Origin of the sequence: Phenylobacterium sp., assembly GCF_030645195.1 — a bacterium.
In the GTDB taxonomy this organism is placed as follows: Bacteria; Pseudomonadota; Alphaproteobacteria; order Caulobacterales; family Caulobacteraceae; genus Phenylobacterium.
Genome location: NZ_JAUSLW010000073.1, coordinates 1 through 12,835 on the forward strand (window position 1 = coordinate 1; position 12,835 = coordinate 12,835).

17 protein-coding genes and 1 pseudogene are annotated in these 12,835 nt (G+C 67.6%); 5 read left to right on the forward strand and 13 right to left on the reverse strand.

Annotated elements, in window-relative coordinates; translation table 11 throughout:
* A pseudogene (locus tag Q7T09_RS06645) lies at window positions 1-141 on the forward strand (IS5/IS1182 family transposase); the annotation flags it as partial.
* Here the strand turns inward: Q7T09_RS06645 and Q7T09_RS06650 are convergent.
* The 5 genes from Q7T09_RS06650 to Q7T09_RS06670 form a co-directional block, all read right to left on the reverse strand.
* Complete coding sequence (locus Q7T09_RS06650) at window positions 138-545, reverse strand: hypothetical protein (protein ID WP_304698654.1); 408 nt, start codon at window positions 543-545, stop codon at window positions 138-140. The pseudogene Q7T09_RS06645 and the gene Q7T09_RS06650 sit on opposite strands and share 4 nt — an antisense overlap.
* 23 nt (window positions 546-568) lie before the next feature.
* The gene (locus tag Q7T09_RS06655; RefSeq protein ID WP_304698655.1) at window positions 569-1,786 is read right to left on the reverse strand and encodes a hypothetical protein; all 1,218 of its coding nucleotides are present in this window, start codon (window positions 1,784-1,786) and stop codon (window positions 569-571) included.
* A gap of 119 nt (window positions 1,787-1,905) precedes the next feature.
* A complete protein-coding gene (locus Q7T09_RS06660; protein WP_304698656.1) occupies window positions 1,906-2,253 on the reverse strand; it encodes a hypothetical protein in 348 nt (115 codons plus the stop codon).
* 36 nt (window positions 2,254-2,289) lie between these two features.
* Complete coding sequence (cysK, locus tag Q7T09_RS06665; protein ID WP_304698657.1) at window positions 2,290-3,333, reverse strand: cysteine synthase A; 1,044 nt, start codon at window positions 3,331-3,333, stop codon at window positions 2,290-2,292.
* Between the two features lie 72 nt (window positions 3,334-3,405).
* Entirely contained in the window at window positions 3,406-3,930 is a 525-nt protein-coding gene (locus Q7T09_RS06670) for a GNAT family N-acetyltransferase (protein WP_304698658.1), read from the reverse strand.
* Between the two features lie 517 nt (window positions 3,931-4,447).
* On the opposite strand from Q7T09_RS06670, the gene Q7T09_RS06675 reads away from it, so the two are divergent.
* A complete protein-coding gene (locus Q7T09_RS06675) occupies window positions 4,448-5,242 on the forward strand; it encodes an SDR family oxidoreductase (RefSeq protein WP_304698660.1) in 795 nt (264 codons plus the stop codon).
* On the opposite strand, the gene Q7T09_RS06680 is transcribed toward Q7T09_RS06675, so the two are convergent.
* The 4 genes from Q7T09_RS06680 to Q7T09_RS06695 form a co-directional block, all read right to left on the reverse strand.
* Entirely contained in the window at window positions 5,239-5,661 is a 423-nt protein-coding gene (locus tag Q7T09_RS06680) for a type II toxin-antitoxin system VapC family toxin (protein WP_304698662.1), read from the reverse strand. The two genes, Q7T09_RS06675 and Q7T09_RS06680, sit on opposite strands and share 4 nt — an antisense overlap.
* Window positions 5,661-5,903 carry a type II toxin-antitoxin system Phd/YefM family antitoxin gene (locus Q7T09_RS06685; RefSeq protein ID WP_304698664.1) on the reverse strand — a complete coding sequence of 81 codons (243 nt, stop codon included), beginning with the start codon at window positions 5,901-5,903 and terminating at the stop codon, window positions 5,661-5,663. The genes Q7T09_RS06680 and Q7T09_RS06685 overlap by 1 nt, the downstream gene beginning before the upstream one ends.
* Window positions 5,904-5,964: 61 nt before the next feature.
* Window positions 5,965-6,387 carry a hypothetical protein gene (locus Q7T09_RS06690; RefSeq protein ID WP_304698666.1) on the reverse strand — a complete coding sequence of 141 codons (423 nt, stop codon included), beginning with the start codon at window positions 6,385-6,387 and terminating at the stop codon, window positions 5,965-5,967.
* A 127-nt stretch (window positions 6,388-6,514) separates the two neighbouring features.
* The gene (locus Q7T09_RS06695) at window positions 6,515-7,267 is read right to left on the reverse strand and encodes a hypothetical protein (RefSeq protein ID WP_304698667.1); all 753 of its coding nucleotides are present in this window, start codon (window positions 7,265-7,267) and stop codon (window positions 6,515-6,517) included.
* 144 nt (window positions 7,268-7,411) lie between these two features.
* On the opposite strand from Q7T09_RS06695, the gene Q7T09_RS06700 reads away from it, so the two are divergent.
* Window positions 7,412-7,771 (forward strand): DUF2200 domain-containing protein, encoded by a 360-nt coding sequence (locus Q7T09_RS06700; protein WP_304698668.1) that lies wholly within the window; start codon window positions 7,412-7,414, stop codon window positions 7,769-7,771.
* A 312-nt stretch (window positions 7,772-8,083) separates the two neighbouring features.
* Here Q7T09_RS06700 and Q7T09_RS06705 read toward each other — a convergent pair whose 3' ends face one another.
* A complete protein-coding gene (locus Q7T09_RS06705; RefSeq protein ID WP_304698670.1) occupies window positions 8,084-9,100 on the reverse strand; it encodes a phosphotransferase in 1,017 nt (338 codons plus the stop codon).
* 302 nt (window positions 9,101-9,402) lie between these two features.
* Between Q7T09_RS06705 and Q7T09_RS06710 the strand changes: the two genes are divergently transcribed.
* A complete protein-coding gene (locus Q7T09_RS06710) occupies window positions 9,403-10,092 on the forward strand; it encodes a glutathione S-transferase family protein (protein ID WP_304698671.1) in 690 nt (229 codons plus the stop codon).
* A 40-nt stretch (window positions 10,093-10,132) separates the two neighbouring features.
* Here the strand turns inward: Q7T09_RS06710 and Q7T09_RS06715 are convergent, their stop codons facing one another.
* The 3 genes from Q7T09_RS06715 to Q7T09_RS06725 form a co-directional block, all read right to left on the reverse strand.
* On the reverse strand, window positions 10,133-10,303 hold the full coding sequence (locus tag Q7T09_RS06715) for a hypothetical protein (RefSeq protein ID WP_304698673.1): 171 nt from the start codon (window positions 10,301-10,303) through the stop codon (window positions 10,133-10,135).
* A gap of 171 nt (window positions 10,304-10,474) precedes the next feature.
* Complete coding sequence (locus Q7T09_RS06720) at window positions 10,475-10,975, reverse strand: MarR family winged helix-turn-helix transcriptional regulator (RefSeq protein WP_304698675.1); 501 nt, start codon at window positions 10,973-10,975, stop codon at window positions 10,475-10,477.
* Window positions 10,972-11,391 carry an organic hydroperoxide resistance protein gene (locus tag Q7T09_RS06725; RefSeq protein WP_304698677.1) on the reverse strand — a complete coding sequence of 140 codons (420 nt, stop codon included), beginning with the start codon at window positions 11,389-11,391 and terminating at the stop codon, window positions 10,972-10,974. Before Q7T09_RS06725 ends, Q7T09_RS06720 begins: the two co-directional genes overlap by 4 nt.
* 165 nt (window positions 11,392-11,556) lie before the next feature.
* On the opposite strand from Q7T09_RS06725, the gene Q7T09_RS06730 reads away from it, so the two are divergent.
* The gene (locus Q7T09_RS06730) at window positions 11,557-12,834 is read left to right on the forward strand and encodes a NupC/NupG family nucleoside CNT transporter (protein ID WP_304698679.1); all 1,278 of its coding nucleotides are present in this window, start codon (window positions 11,557-11,559) and stop codon (window positions 12,832-12,834) included.
* The last annotated feature ends 1 nt before the right edge of the window (window position 12,835 follow it).

Consider the following 12,835-nt stretch of genomic DNA (forward strand, 5'->3'; position numbering starts at 1 on the left):
CTGGTCGAGCGCTGCTTCTCAAAGCTCAAGCACAGCCGAAGACTGGCCACCCGATACGACAAGACCGCCGACAGCTATATCGGCTTCATACTCGTCGCAGCCGCTCGGCTGTGGGTCAGACATTTCGTCAACAGAACCTAGTCGTGCTCATCCACGGGCGATGCACTTACGGGCGGTTTGAGGTTGCTGTCGGCATACCATTGAAGATGGTGAAAACGGGGATCGCGTCCCAATGCCCCGTTTAGCCGTTTCATGACGTCAACATAGATGGGGCTCGGAGGCCGTTTGAAGAGTTTGTCCGTCAGGCTACGCGACAAGTCCTCGCAGTTAAGGAGGAGGGTCTCGTCCATCGCTGTGACCAGACCTCCGAACCGTCGTTCAGACGCCCGGAACTCGAAGCCCCACCCGTGATCGTCGTACTCTGGCGGCGAGACTTGAAAGCCGAAGCCCTTGAGAATCTCAACAATCGCCTCGGTCACGGCCCGACCGCGGAACTGCGGCACGCCATCCTCATCCTCGACGCCGTCCTCCGGAAAGTCGCTCACGAATTCCGCCCAAGGTCGAACCATCATCGCGGGGTCTCCTCACCCAGACGGTCGTAGATCAATGCGCCGGTCCCAGTGGCGCTCGCGCCTGCAGCCGCTTTCAACGGCGCCGGAGAACTGTGCCAAACGCGTTCAAGGCCCTCATACTTCTTCAGGCCCAACGGCTCGCCGTCCCAGCCGCCGGTGCGCCTGTAGTAGGGTAGATTTGCATGGTGGAAGCGAGGATCAACCTTGTAGTGAAGCTCGTAGAAATCGCCCCGGCTGATGTTCTGCGGTGAGAGGACATTAAACGGGCTTTCTATGAACCATTCTGGGGGCTTCCAGCCCACGATGGCCTTCGGTAGCGGCAAAGGTCCCACCTTCTCCTGAAGCGTGAAGCTTCGCGCGACGTTGTGATGGCCTCTGCCTTTATAGGGCTCAGCCAAGTAAGCGGCCTGTGTCGGATTGAAGCCTTGCTTCAGGCGTTTGGCGATCTGCGCCTCTTTGGACAGATAGCCTAACCCCGCGATTTCTTTAGCAACCGCGCCACCGTACAAGGTCGATCCAACGTCGAATGCAAGCTCTCCCTGGTTCTTGCCGATCTCGTAGTTGCGCTTCAGCTCCCCGTCGACCGTCGTCGCGCCAGGAGAAGCCCCCAGGTCGAGATTGGTCCGCGCCTTGCGAAGGAGTCCTCCTAAGTCTGCGACCACTTCCCCCGGATTTGAGACGCCATTTTTAGCGTACCTCAGCACTTGGTCGCCGGCTTCGAAGACTTGACCCCATGCAGCTTCACCTGGCGCTGAGTAGGTCGCGTCCAGTGGATCCATCAGCCGCGAGACAAAATTCACGCTCGAACCAACGTCTCGGATCGTATTTCTGGCTCCTCGTGCGGCGCCCACAACTCGGCCGGCGGGAAGTGCGACCATCTTGGCGGCGGCCTTGCCCGCATGGTCCAGCAGGCCGGGGTTGTTCGGACGGGCACTGACCGAAGCCAGCTTCCTCACTGGAATCGACGCTGCATGCCCTTGCGGCGCCGGCGGCGCCTTACCTTGCTTAAGAAGCTTCGCGCCAAGCGCCAGCACATCGCTGGGGCGCATCGCGGCGAGATTTTCGCCCGTCGTTGTGGCGCGTTCCCAGGCTTCTCGCCCGGCGGCCTCGGCATCCCGTTTCAGCCGATACGCATCGGCGTTCCGTTGCGCCATCCAGTCTTCGACATTGTCTAAAACACCCGCGCGTCGCTGCGCTGGCTGCCGTTCAGCCATGGAGCATCCTCACCTCAATTCAGGAAATGATTGCTCAGCGACGCGCTGAGTTCAGCCTGAACTATGGGGCAAGCGGCACCGAAAGGCAAGAACAAAAGAAGAACAAATTTGGTCGAAGGCTACCGCAACCCCGCCGCCTTCGCCTCGCTGCGGTCCTTGGACCAGCCGAAGACCAGCAGGGCGACGATGGCGATGCGCAGCCCCCACAGCAGCAGATCGCTGGTCCCCGCCGGCGCCAGCAGGCTCACCGGCAGACCCGCCAGCAGCAGCAGCTTCACGCTCCAGCGCCGCCACAGCCGCGTCCGATAGCCCGCCCGCCAGGCCGCGTGCTCGGCGTCTTCGTCGGTGGGGCCGCCGGTGAGCACCCCAGCCGGCACGGCGATCCGCTCAGGCCTCGGAGCCAGCGCAACCGCCCGCGCCACCGGCGGCGGGACATAAGCGGGAACCTGGCGGCGTCCAAAGCTCATGGGCGGCAGGCTAGGCCCGCCGCCGTGAACGCGCCGTTAGTCCGCCTTCCCCAACGGCGTCGAGTCGAAGATCACCTGCTCGTCCGGCGTCATCTCCACCGGCACGTCGGCGAACAGCGGGGTCGAGAGGTAGCGCTCGCCGGTGTCGGGCAGCATGCAGAGGATGTTGGCCCCCTTGGGCGCCGTGGCCGCGATCCTCAGGGCCCCGGCGAAGGTGGCGCCGGAGGTGATCCCCACGAAGATCCCCTCCTGGTCGGCCAGCCGCTTGCTCATGGTCAGCGACTCCGGCCCGGCGATCGGCAGGATCTGGTCGATCAGTTCCATGGCCACCGCGTCGCCGGTCAGCTTGGGGATGAAGTCGGGGGTCCAGCCCTGCATGGGGTGGGGCTTCCAGGCCGGGTGTCCCGCCGCGGCGCTGCCGTCGGGATTGCGCGCCTGTTCCGCGCCGCTCCCCAGCAACTGGGCGTCCTCGGGTTCGCAGACGATGATCTTGGTCTTGGGGCTCTTGTCCTTCAGCACCCGGGAGACGCCCTTCAGGGTGCCGCCGGTGCCGTAGCCGGTGACCCAGTAGTCCAGGGTCTCGCCCGCGAAGTCGGCCAGGATCTCCTGGGCGGTGGTCGCCGAGTGCATGTCCGGATTGGCTTCGTTCTCGAACTGCCGGGTCAGGAACCAGCCGTGCTTCTGCGCCAGCTCCACCGCCTTGGCCACCATCCCGGTGCCCCGCAACGCGGCGGGCGTGGTGATCACCTTGGCGCCCAGGAACCGCATCAGCTTGCGCCGCTCCACCGAGAAGCTCTCGGCCATGGTGACCACCAGGGGATAGCCCTTCTGGGCGCAGACCATGGCCAGGCCGATGCCGGTATTGCCGCTGGTGGCCTCGATCACCGTCTGGCCGGGCTTGAGCGCCCCGGATTTCTCGGCCGCCTCGATGACGCCGAGCGCCAGGCGGTCCTTCACCGAGCCCAGGGGGTTGAAGGCCTCGACCTTGACCCACAGGTTCACGCCGGCCGGCCCCAGCTTGTTGATCCGCACCACCGGCGTGCGGCCGATGGTTTCGAGAATGGTCTGGTATCTGGCCATCGGCGGGCTCCGGTCATGCGCGGGAAACTGGCGCGCAACCTATGTCTTGGCTTGGCCCCGCCACAACCCCAGTCAGGACATCGCCACCCCCATCGTCGTGGTCAGCTCCTCATGCCAGTCCTTGCGGGTGCGGGAATAGATCAGGCAGTCGGCCGGATCGCCCGACCCGAAGCCGGAACTGCGCAACAGCCCCTCGCGGGTGAAGCCGCAGCGTTCGGCCAGCTTCCACGACGCGGTGTTCCACGCCTCGATCATCAGCTGCTGGCGGTAGAGCCCCGGCCGCTGGTCGAACAGCAGGTCGGAGAATTCCCGCACCGCCGGCGCGGCCAGGCCGCGGCCCCGGTCGGCGGGGTCGTGCAGGATATAGCCCAGCTCGAAGCCGTGGATGCAGGGCGCGGCGCGGTAGAACTGACAGGTCCCCACCAGCCGACCGTCCGCCTCGATGGCCACAGCGCCGGACTCCTCGGTCCAGAAGCCGGTGGCCGCGAAGGTCTCCGCCAGCCGCTCGGGCGCGGTCATCGGTTCGGTGATGGAGACGGTGAAGGGATAGCGAGCGATCTGCGCGAGATCTGCGGCTTCGATACGGCGGATGGTCATGGGGGGGCCTTTGGACATGGGACGTCGGAACCCGCGCGGGATGCGGGTGTGAAGGGCGCACAGGTCGCGCCGATGTCCGGGGTCAGGCCATGGGGGGAGGCTAGCGGAGAACGCGGGGGCGTCAACGGCCTCCTCCTCGCCCCTTTGGGGGAGAGGTCGGGCGAGGGGGCCTCCGCGCAGCGGAGGTCTTGCTGCGCCCGGAGCGACAACGGGCCTTCAGAAAGAGCCCTCACCCGACCTCTCCCGCAAGCGGGAGAGGAGGAGCTGATGTCAGATCCTCCCCCAGGCGCGTAGCGCCGATGTGGGGGAGGTGGCTCGTCGCCGCGCGACGAGACGGAAGGGGATCGACGTAGTCGACACAAACCGCCGTCAAACGAGAGTCAAAGTCCCCCTCAGTCAGCTTCGCTGACAGCTCCCCCAGTGGGGGAGCATCTGAGAGCCCCCGACGCGGGGTCACCCTTTCTCACCCCTTCGCCGCGCCCTAAGCTCGGCCCCAACGAACATCAGAGGAAACCCCATGGCCCAAGACACCCAACTCGTCGGCAAGACCTGCTTCGTCGCCGGCGCCTCCAGCGGCATCAATCTCGGCATCGCCAAGCGCTTCGCCGCGGCCGGCGGCAATGTCGTCATCATCAGCCGCAGCGAGGAGAAGATCGCCGCCGCCGCCAAGGAGGTCTCCACCTTCGGCAAGCCCTGCATCGGCATCGCCGCCGACGTCCGCGACTACGCCGCCGTCGAGGCCGCGCTGAAGCGAACCCACACCGAGTTCGGCGACATCGACATCGTGCTCTCCGGGGCGGCGGGCAACTTCGTGGCCCCGGCCCTGGGCATGAGCGCCAACGGCTTCAAGACCGTCGTCGACATCGACCTGATCGGCACCTTCAACGTCCTGCGCGCCTCCTTCGAGTTCCTGCGCCGTCCGGGCGCGAGCCTGATCTCCATCACCGCCGGCCAGGGCGAGCGGGCCTCGATGTTCCAGGCCCATGTCTGCGCCGCCAAGGCCGGGATCAACATGCTCACCAAGTGCCTGGCGCTCGAGTGGGGCCCGGCCGGCGTGCGGGTCAACGCCGTCTCGCCCGGCCCCATCGCCGACACCGAGGGCATGGCCCGCCTGGCCTCCACGCCGGAGGCCGAGGAGCGGGTGAAGAGCCGCAACCCGATGCGCCGCTACGGCACCAAGGACGAGATCGCCGACATGTGCCTGTTCCTGTCCTCGGACCAGGCCAAGTACGTCAACGGCGCCATCATCCCGGTCGACGGCGGCTCCGGCTGCGGCGACGCCGCCGGCAACGCGCTCGCCAACTACGCCTAGAGAAGCTCGACCTTCAGGCCCAGGGCCTGACCGGCCTCGGCCAGCCGTCGATCCAGGGTGCACAGCGCCGCGCCCTGGTCGACGGCGATGGCCAGATGCAGGGCGTCGCCCGCCCGCAGGCCCAGCGCGTACTGGTCGGCGAACCGCGCGGCCAGGCGGAAGTGGCTGCCGGCGATGGGCGTCGTCTTGAAGGACTCCGCGGCCAGTCGAATGAACATGCCCAGGGCCTCGGCGCGGTGCTCGGTGGTGATCTGGCCCGTCCGCAGCTTGATCGACAGGGCGGCCGAGAACTCTGTCGCCACCCAATCGCTGATGGCCAGCTCTTCCGGGTCCTGGGCCGAGAGCCAGGCCTGCATCCGCGCGGTCTCAGCCTCGTTCGTCAGGGCCGCGACCAGGACGGAGGTGTCGAGATAGCGCATCAGTAGCGATCTTGGTCCCGCATCGCCCGGACGAATTCGCCGGCGGATTGACCTTGGGCCGGCATCGCGTCGGTCAGGGCTTTCAGCGCCGCCAGGTCCACCGGCTTGCGCGGCGCGACGGCCGCGCTCAGGCGCGCCACCGGCTTTCCACGCCGGGTGATGCAGACCGGCTCCCCGCCCTCGGCCTGGGCGATCAGTTCACTGAAGTGCGCCTTGGCGTCGGCGAGGTTGACGGTCGTCACGATGACTCCTGACCTGTTCGTTGGTCAAGTCTACCACCTCGCGCGGTTTCGGCCAATCGTCCTATCTTCGCCGCGTCCCCACCACCCCGCCGATCCAGGCGCAGGGCAGGGCGGTGACCGCCAGGGCGATGGGGTACCAGTGCGGCCCCAGGTCCAGGTTCCAGGTGGCCGCGACCCCCAGGGCGGCGACCGCCGTTCCGATCGCCCCTAGGATCATCGCGTGGGTCATCGGCCGCGAGGGCGCCAGGCGGGCGGCGATATAGCTGCCCAGGGCGCCGAACACACAGCGGTAGGACAGGGCCAGCAGGTTGTCCCCCACCTCGTTCATCGGCTCGCGCCCCGGCGGATAGACCCCGAGCGCGTGGAACACCGTGTCCGCCGCGAGGGAGGCCACCACCACCGCGGCGAACCCCGCCATCAGGGCCACCACGCTGTGCAGCCAGGCCCGGAGGTTCGTCGTCTTGTCGGTCGTTTCAAGCGTCATGCAGGTCCCCTCCCATGCCCCCAAGGACGATGGGGCGCCCTCCGATCCGACAACCTGCCCGGGATTTTGTCGAGAGGCCGGATAGGCTCGGCCCCTCACGGTGAGTTCATGGTCGCTCGCGGATCATCTAGCCGCCGTAGAACCGACGGAAGTCCTCGACCGCGCCCTGGGCCCCCAAGGCGCGCATCGGAAAGACCTTCCACGGCGCGGCGATGTCCAGGTGTCTCATGTTGTCGAGCAGGGCCTGCCGGACGGCGGGCTTCACCGACTCTCGAAAGTCCAGCAGCTGGCCCCAGCTGGAGGTTCCATCCAGCCGGACCCGCTCCGGCTCGAACCGGGACGCCCCATAGTCCGGCGGGAACAGTCGGCGGTAGGCTTCGAGGTTGTAGAGCCAGGACCCGCCCCTCACGGTTTGCGCCCCCGGATGGTGCGTCCGGACATGTCCGAACATTTCCCGCAACTCCGATATGCGGCGCTCGGCCTTGGCGCGCGCCAGCGGCCCCTGGCCGCCCTCGCTGTCGCGGTTGCTGAAGTGGATCCGCACCACCTGGCCGGCGTCCTGCGGCTCGTAGCTGAAACAGCCGAACCGGAGCGAAGCGCTCTCTTCCGGCGGAGTCTCCAGGAAGAAGTCGAGCGTCCAGTCCAGCCGCTCGGCCCTCGGGCGCCGCTCCAGTCCGTCGGCGTAGCGCGCCCACCCCGCCGAAACCGTGCCGCCCCCCGCCCGGCCCAGGCCAAGCCGCCGGTGCAGGTTGGTGACCTCCAGGCAAGCGTCCGACAGCGGGCGGGACGTCTTCTCCGCCATCGCCTCGGCGAACAGCAGCTGCACCTCGAAATAGCCCCGCAGGCGTTCGGCCTGCTCGCGGCGCGCATCCATGACCATGGCCCAGGATCAGGGCCGCGGCCGGGCCAGGTCAATGGCCGCCGTCCCCCCGTCCGCGATCCCCGGGCCCGGACCTTGAACCCCGGGCCGGGGTTTGCTCTCCTGACGCCTGGGCGCCACAGGCCCGCTGCGCCAGGGGACGGCATGACCCAGCACCGCGTCTACGCGATGAGCGTCGCCAAGGTCTATCCGGCCCTGGTCGCCAAAGCCGAGCGCAAGGGCCGCACCCGGGCCGAGGTCGACCAGATCATCCACTGGCTGACCGGCTACGACGGCGAGGCGCTCGCCGCCCAGCTGGCGAACAACACCGACTACGAGACCTTCTTCGCCCAGGCCCCGGCCCTCAATCCGGCCCGCGCCGACATCCGCGGCGTGGTCTGCGGCGTCCGCGTCGAGGAGATCGCCGAGCCGGTGATGCGGGAGATCCGCTACCTGGACAAGCTCATCGACGAACTCGCCAAGGGCAAGGCGATGGAGAAGATCCTGAACCGCGCGCCCGCCTAGGCCTGGGCTTGGCCCCTTCAAGCCGGCTCCCCTTCCTCAGGGGCATGGAGTCGGGGAAGGTCTGCTTGCGGCGATCGCGCGTGGGGCCGCTTCCGACCGAGGCTGTGTGAAAACTCGGAGCCGAACCCATTTGCGAAGGAGAGCTTTCGCGTCCCGACCGGCCGCTGTGAGCGACAGAGCGCCAGATCAGCGATTTGGAGGGGGGACCGAAGGGCGGTTTCGGACCAGCAACCCGTTTTCACACAGCCTGGACCCGTAGCGGACAATGGGAGCTTCCGCTCTTGGGCAGCGGATTTGTGATCCGCTTCCCCCTCAGCCCTGCTCGACGAGCTTCAAGGCGTCCTTAAATCCGGGCGCTGCTATGCCGTCCAGGAAGGCCGCGAGCGACATCTGCGCGAAGGCATGGGCCGTCTCTGGAGCGCCGGACACCAGTCGGCCTTCAGCGACCGCGCGGCGAAACCCGGCGGGTGTGAATGCAGTGCCGACAGCGGGTTGAGCTGAGCGCCAAGGGTCGCCCAGGCTGTCGAGGACGATGCAGCCGTAGAAGAGCCGGGTGAGCAGGCGGATCACGTGCAGTCTGGCACGCAGGCGGGGATCGGGCGCAACACCCAATGCCGCGCTCACGAGGATGTCCTCCAGATCGGGGGTTTCCGCGAACTCGGTGGAGAGGATCGCCAAGTCCACCAGAGGATCGTTTCGGGACGCAAGTTCCCAATCGATCAACCACAGCCGCTCGCCGTCGAAGAGGATGTTTCGCGGGTTCGGATCATTGTGGCTGGGAACCAGCGATGAGGCGTACCAAGGCAGCGCAGATCGGATCAACGCAAGGCCGTCGGCATGCGGCTCCAACTCCCCTGGCGGGAGACGGGGCGAATTCTTGAGGCCGATCAGCAACTCGCTGATGACGTCCGGATAGTCACCGAGCCGTGGGAACAGGGGCGCAGCCTGCACCTTCGCGACGAGCGTCCCAAGCCCCTTCGCAAACTCCGCCGCTCCGCCCGGATATGACGAAAGCGGTCGTCCGGAAACGAAGTCCATGATCGCGACGCCGGTCACCGGGTCGGCATGGTGAAGACGCGGCGCAGCGCCCTCGGCCGCTGCGGCGGTCATGCATGCAAAGCCCCGCTCCCGGTGGTGCAGGGCGACGCGCTCCGGTTCGATGCGCAGCACATATGGCCGGTCCTGAACCTGGAAGCGGAAAATCAGAGCGCCCGAAACGCCGCCGATAACCGGGGTCAACGCGCTGAGTGGGTGATTGCCGAACACCGATTGTAAGGCTGCGCGCGCAGCGTCGCGTCGCGCTTCGGAAGTGACGTTGAGCTCGGGCATGGCCGTCCAAAAAACTGACACAACGCCGGCATGTTCGCCTGGCTGCCTAGTCGGGACCGGGCGTGGCCCGAGACCCAAGCTGCCTTGGAACGCAGTCGACGTCAGCCTCCCTCCAACGGCGGCGCGACTGTACATGAATTCCCCCGCGCGACATGTCCCCTTGCCACCCTTCCGCGACCTTCCCAAGGTCTGCTCCCCGGCGAGCCGCCCCGCGACCGCGCATTGAAACCCCCGCCGATCGACGTTAGCTCTGGGGCCATTCAAACGCCCGTTCGCGGGCGCTCATTTCCAGGACCCCATTCATGAAGCTCTATTCCGGCGACCTCTCGCCCTATTCCGCCAAGGTGCGGATGCAGATCTACGCCAAGGGCCTGACCGACATCGAGATCGCTCCGCCGCCGGGCTTCATGACCGGGGAGTTCCACAAGACCTCGCCGCTGGCCCGCATCCCGGTCCTCGACCTGGGGGGCGACCTGATCCCGGAATCCGAGGTGATCTCCGAGTACCTGGAGGAGGTCTATCCCCAGGTCCGCCTGCTGGGCGCCACCCCTCGCGAGACCGCCGCCATCCGCACGGTGTCGCGCATCGCCGACATCTACCTGCTCAACAACATGTTCATGGTCCTGGGCCAGGCGCGGGCCTCGACCCGCAATTCGGGCGTCGTCGACCTGCTCACCGGCCAGGTGATCCGCGGCCTCAAGGCCCTGGAGCACTATATCGGGGAGGACGGCTTCGCGGTCTCCGGCCGCCTGACGCTCGCCGACTGCACCCTGGTCCCGGCCCTGTTCCTCATCGAGAACGTCATCGACACCGTCGGCGTCGCCAACCCCATCCCCGACATGCCCAAGGTCGCCGCCTACTGGGCCGCCATCCAGACGAACGAGCACGCCGCGGCGACCCTGGTGGAGCTCCACCACGGCCTGGTGGAACGCCGCGAACTGATCGCCAAGATGGCCGCCAAGGAAAAGGCCAAGGCGGCGGCGGGAGCTTAGCCGCAAAGGTCCCTTCTCCCGCAAGGGGAGAAGGAACGCATCAGGCCAGCGGCCACACATGTTCCGCCAGCAGCCCCGCCATCTGCGGCAGCAGGTAGGAGGCGTGCCCGCCGCCCTCGATGGCGACGAACCGCGCCCCGATCTCCCGGGCATAGGCCGCCACCGCCGAGCTCACCGAATAGGCGTCCAGCGCCCCCTGCAGGAACACCACCGGCGTCGCGATCGGCCCCAGGTCGCCGCCCTGAAACCGCTGTCGTGGCGCGCGTCATCGCGCGGCCCCTGGGAAGGCGTCATGGCTGTGATCCGGAATGTTGAAGCGACGGGCGGCGCGGCGGCCTGCTCACTCCCGAAGCTTGTCAGCCGCGAGGGGGCCCGCGCAAGCCTATTTCCCGGTCCCGCGCAGCTTGCGCGCCAGGTCCTGCAGGCTGGCCCGCAGGGCGACGATCTCCTCGCCCGGCAGGTCGAGCGCGCAGGCGAGTGCGGAGGGCACCCCGGCGGCTTGGTCCTGCAGATGTCGGCCCCTGTCGGTCAGGTCGACCTGCACCCGGCGCTCGTCGGCGCGGTCGCGGGCGCGGGTCACCAGGCCGGCGGTCTCCATGCGTTTGAGCAGCGGAGTGAGGGTGCCGCTATCCAGGCCGAGCGCCTCGCCCAGGTCGCTCACCGTGCGCGGGGCCTTTTCCCACAAGGCCATCATGGCCAGGTACTGGGGATAGGTCAGGCCGAGCGGCTCCAGCAGCGGCCGGTAGGCCCGGGTCACCAGCCCGCTCGCCGCATAGAGGGCGAAGCAGAGCTGGTTATCGAGACGCAGCTGCTCGGCGACACCCTGACGGTCACCTGTCGGCGTTGGTCGGCCGGTCGGCTTGTTTGTCGGCTTGGGACTCATTGCGCCCTTACGGTTATCCCAACATCGACATTGCCGCGAACCGCATTCGAATAGGGGCAGACCTGGTGGGCCCGGGCGACCAGGGCCTCGGCGGCGGCCTGGTCCAGCCCTTGCGTCTCCACCTCAAGCGCCACGCCCAGCCGGAATCCGCCCGCGGCATGGGGGTGCAGCTCCACCGTCGAGGTGACCGCCGCCCCCGTCAGGCCGATCTTCTGCTGGCCGGCGATGTAGCGCACCGCGTTCTCGAAACAGGCGGCGTAGCCGGCGGCGAACAGCTGCTCGGGATTGGTCGCCCCGCCCTTGCCGCCCATCTCCCTGGGCAGGGCCAGGTCGACCTTCAACAGGCCGTCGGTGGTCTCGACATGGCCGGCGCGGCCGCCGACGGCGCGGGCCTGGGTGGAATAGAGGGCGGTCATGGGGTCGTCTCCGTTTTCAATGTTTCACAATCATATTGCGCACAATTTAATTAGGTCAAGCCCGGTCTTCCATCCGTGGCCGCCGACACGTCTTGCCTCGACCCCCGCCTTCCCCTCAATTGCGCCGGTGGGGTCGAGTCCGCCCACGCCGGGGGCCTCAGCCGCATGTTCCGTCCCGAAAACGCCCAGAGCCTGGTCGGCGTCGCCCTGACCCTGGCGGTCTGCTGGGCCCTGTCGGAGGACCGCAAGCGCTTCCCCTGGAAGCTGGCGCTCGGGGCCATCCTCGTCCAGGTCGCCCTGGTCCTGCTGCTGTTCGGACTGCCCGCCGCCCAGGGGGTGATCGCGGCCCTGAACGCCGGGGTCGACGGCCTGGCCGCGGCCACCGCCCAGGGGACCCAGTTCGTCTTCGGCTACATGGGCGGCGGGGCCCAGCCCTACGCCGTCACCAACCCCGGCGGTCTCTTCGTCTTCGCCTTCCAGGTCCTGCCCCTGATCCTGGTGATCTCGGCCCTGTCGGCCCTGCTCTGGCACTGGCAGATCCTCAAGTGGATCACCCGGGGCTTCGGCTTCGTCTTCCAGAAGACCATGGGCCTGGGCGGCGCCTCGGCCCTGGCCGTGGCCGCCAACATCTTCTTAGGGATGATCGAGAGCCCCATCGTCATCCGCGCCTTCCTGGACAAGCTGACCCGCTCGGAGCTGTTCCTGATGATCGTGGTGGGCCTGGCCACCGTCGCCGGCTCCACCATGGTGGCCTACGCCACCATCCTGAAGACCGTCCTGCCCAACGCCGCGGCCCACGTCCTGGTGGCCTCGATCATCTCGGCCCCGGCCGGGGTCCTGCTGGCCCGCATCATGGTGCCCGAGAAGCCGGGGCAGGGCGGCTTCTATGCCGACTACAACTCGCTGCTGAAGTACGACAGCGCCATCGACGCCATCTCCAAGGGCACCATGGACGGCCTGTCGGTGGTGCTGAACATCTCGGCCATCCTCATCGTCTTCGTGGCCTTCGTGGCCATCGGCAACGGCCTGCTCTCGGTCTTCCCCGACGTCCTGGGCGCCCCGCTCACCATCGAGCGCATCCTCGGCGTGGTCTTCGCCCCCCTGGCCTGGACCCTGGGCATCCACGCCGACGAGGCGCTGAAGGCCGGCTACCTGCTGGGGGTGAAGCTGATGCTCACCGAGTTCATCGCCTTCATCCAGCTGGGCGCCATCCCCGCCGCCGAGATGACCGAGCGGACCCGGATGATCATGACCTACGCCCTGTGCGGCTTCGCCAATGTCGGCTCGGTGGGGATCACCGTCTCGGGCATGGGCATCCTGATGCCCGAGCGCCGCAACGAGATCATCGGCATGGTCTGGAAGGCCCTGCTGGCCGGCTTCCTGGCCACCTGCATGACCGCCGCCGTGGTGGGCGCCATGCCCCGCGAACTGTTCGGTCAATGAG

What these genes read in the sequence shown, in the direction of transcription:
- Q7T09_RS06655 (WP_304698655.1), bottom strand. Translation starts at nt 1,786, where the DNA reads ATGGCTGAACGGCAGCCAGCGCAGCGACGCGCGGGTGTTTTAGACAAT.
- Q7T09_RS06660 (WP_304698656.1), bottom strand. Translation starts at nt 2,253, where the DNA reads ATGAGCTTTGGACGCCGCCAGGTTCCCGCTTATGTCCCGCCGCCGGTG.
- cysK (WP_304698657.1), bottom strand. Translation starts at nt 3,333, where the DNA reads ATGGCCAGATACCAGACCATTCTCGAAACCATCGGCCGCACGCCGGTG.
- Q7T09_RS06670 (WP_304698658.1), bottom strand. Translation starts at nt 3,930, where the DNA reads ATGACCATCCGCCGTATCGAAGCCGCAGATCTCGCGCAGATCGCTCGC.
- Q7T09_RS06675 (WP_304698660.1), top strand. Translation starts at nt 4,448, where the DNA reads ATGGCCCAAGACACCCAACTCGTCGGCAAGACCTGCTTCGTCGCCGGC.
- Q7T09_RS06680 (WP_304698662.1), bottom strand. Translation starts at nt 5,661, where the DNA reads ATGCGCTATCTCGACACCTCCGTCCTGGTCGCGGCCCTGACGAACGAG.
- Q7T09_RS06690 (WP_304698666.1), bottom strand. Translation starts at nt 6,387, where the DNA reads ATGACGCTTGAAACGACCGACAAGACGACGAACCTCCGGGCCTGGCTG.
- Q7T09_RS06695 (WP_304698667.1), bottom strand. Translation starts at nt 7,267, where the DNA reads ATGGTCATGGATGCGCGCCGCGAGCAGGCCGAACGCCTGCGGGGCTAT.
- Q7T09_RS06700 (WP_304698668.1), top strand. Translation starts at nt 7,412, where the DNA reads ATGACCCAGCACCGCGTCTACGCGATGAGCGTCGCCAAGGTCTATCCG.
- Q7T09_RS06705 (WP_304698670.1), bottom strand. Translation starts at nt 9,100, where the DNA reads ATGCCCGAGCTCAACGTCACTTCCGAAGCGCGACGCGACGCTGCGCGC.
- Q7T09_RS06710 (WP_304698671.1), top strand. Translation starts at nt 9,403, where the DNA reads ATGAAGCTCTATTCCGGCGACCTCTCGCCCTATTCCGCCAAGGTGCGG.
- Q7T09_RS06720 (WP_304698675.1), bottom strand. Translation starts at nt 10,975, where the DNA reads ATGAGTCCCAAGCCGACAAACAAGCCGACCGGCCGACCAACGCCGACA.
- Q7T09_RS06725 (WP_304698677.1), bottom strand. Translation starts at nt 11,391, where the DNA reads ATGACCGCCCTCTATTCCACCCAGGCCCGCGCCGTCGGCGGCCGCGCC.
- Q7T09_RS06730 (WP_304698679.1), top strand. Translation starts at nt 11,557, where the DNA reads ATGTTCCGTCCCGAAAACGCCCAGAGCCTGGTCGGCGTCGCCCTGACC.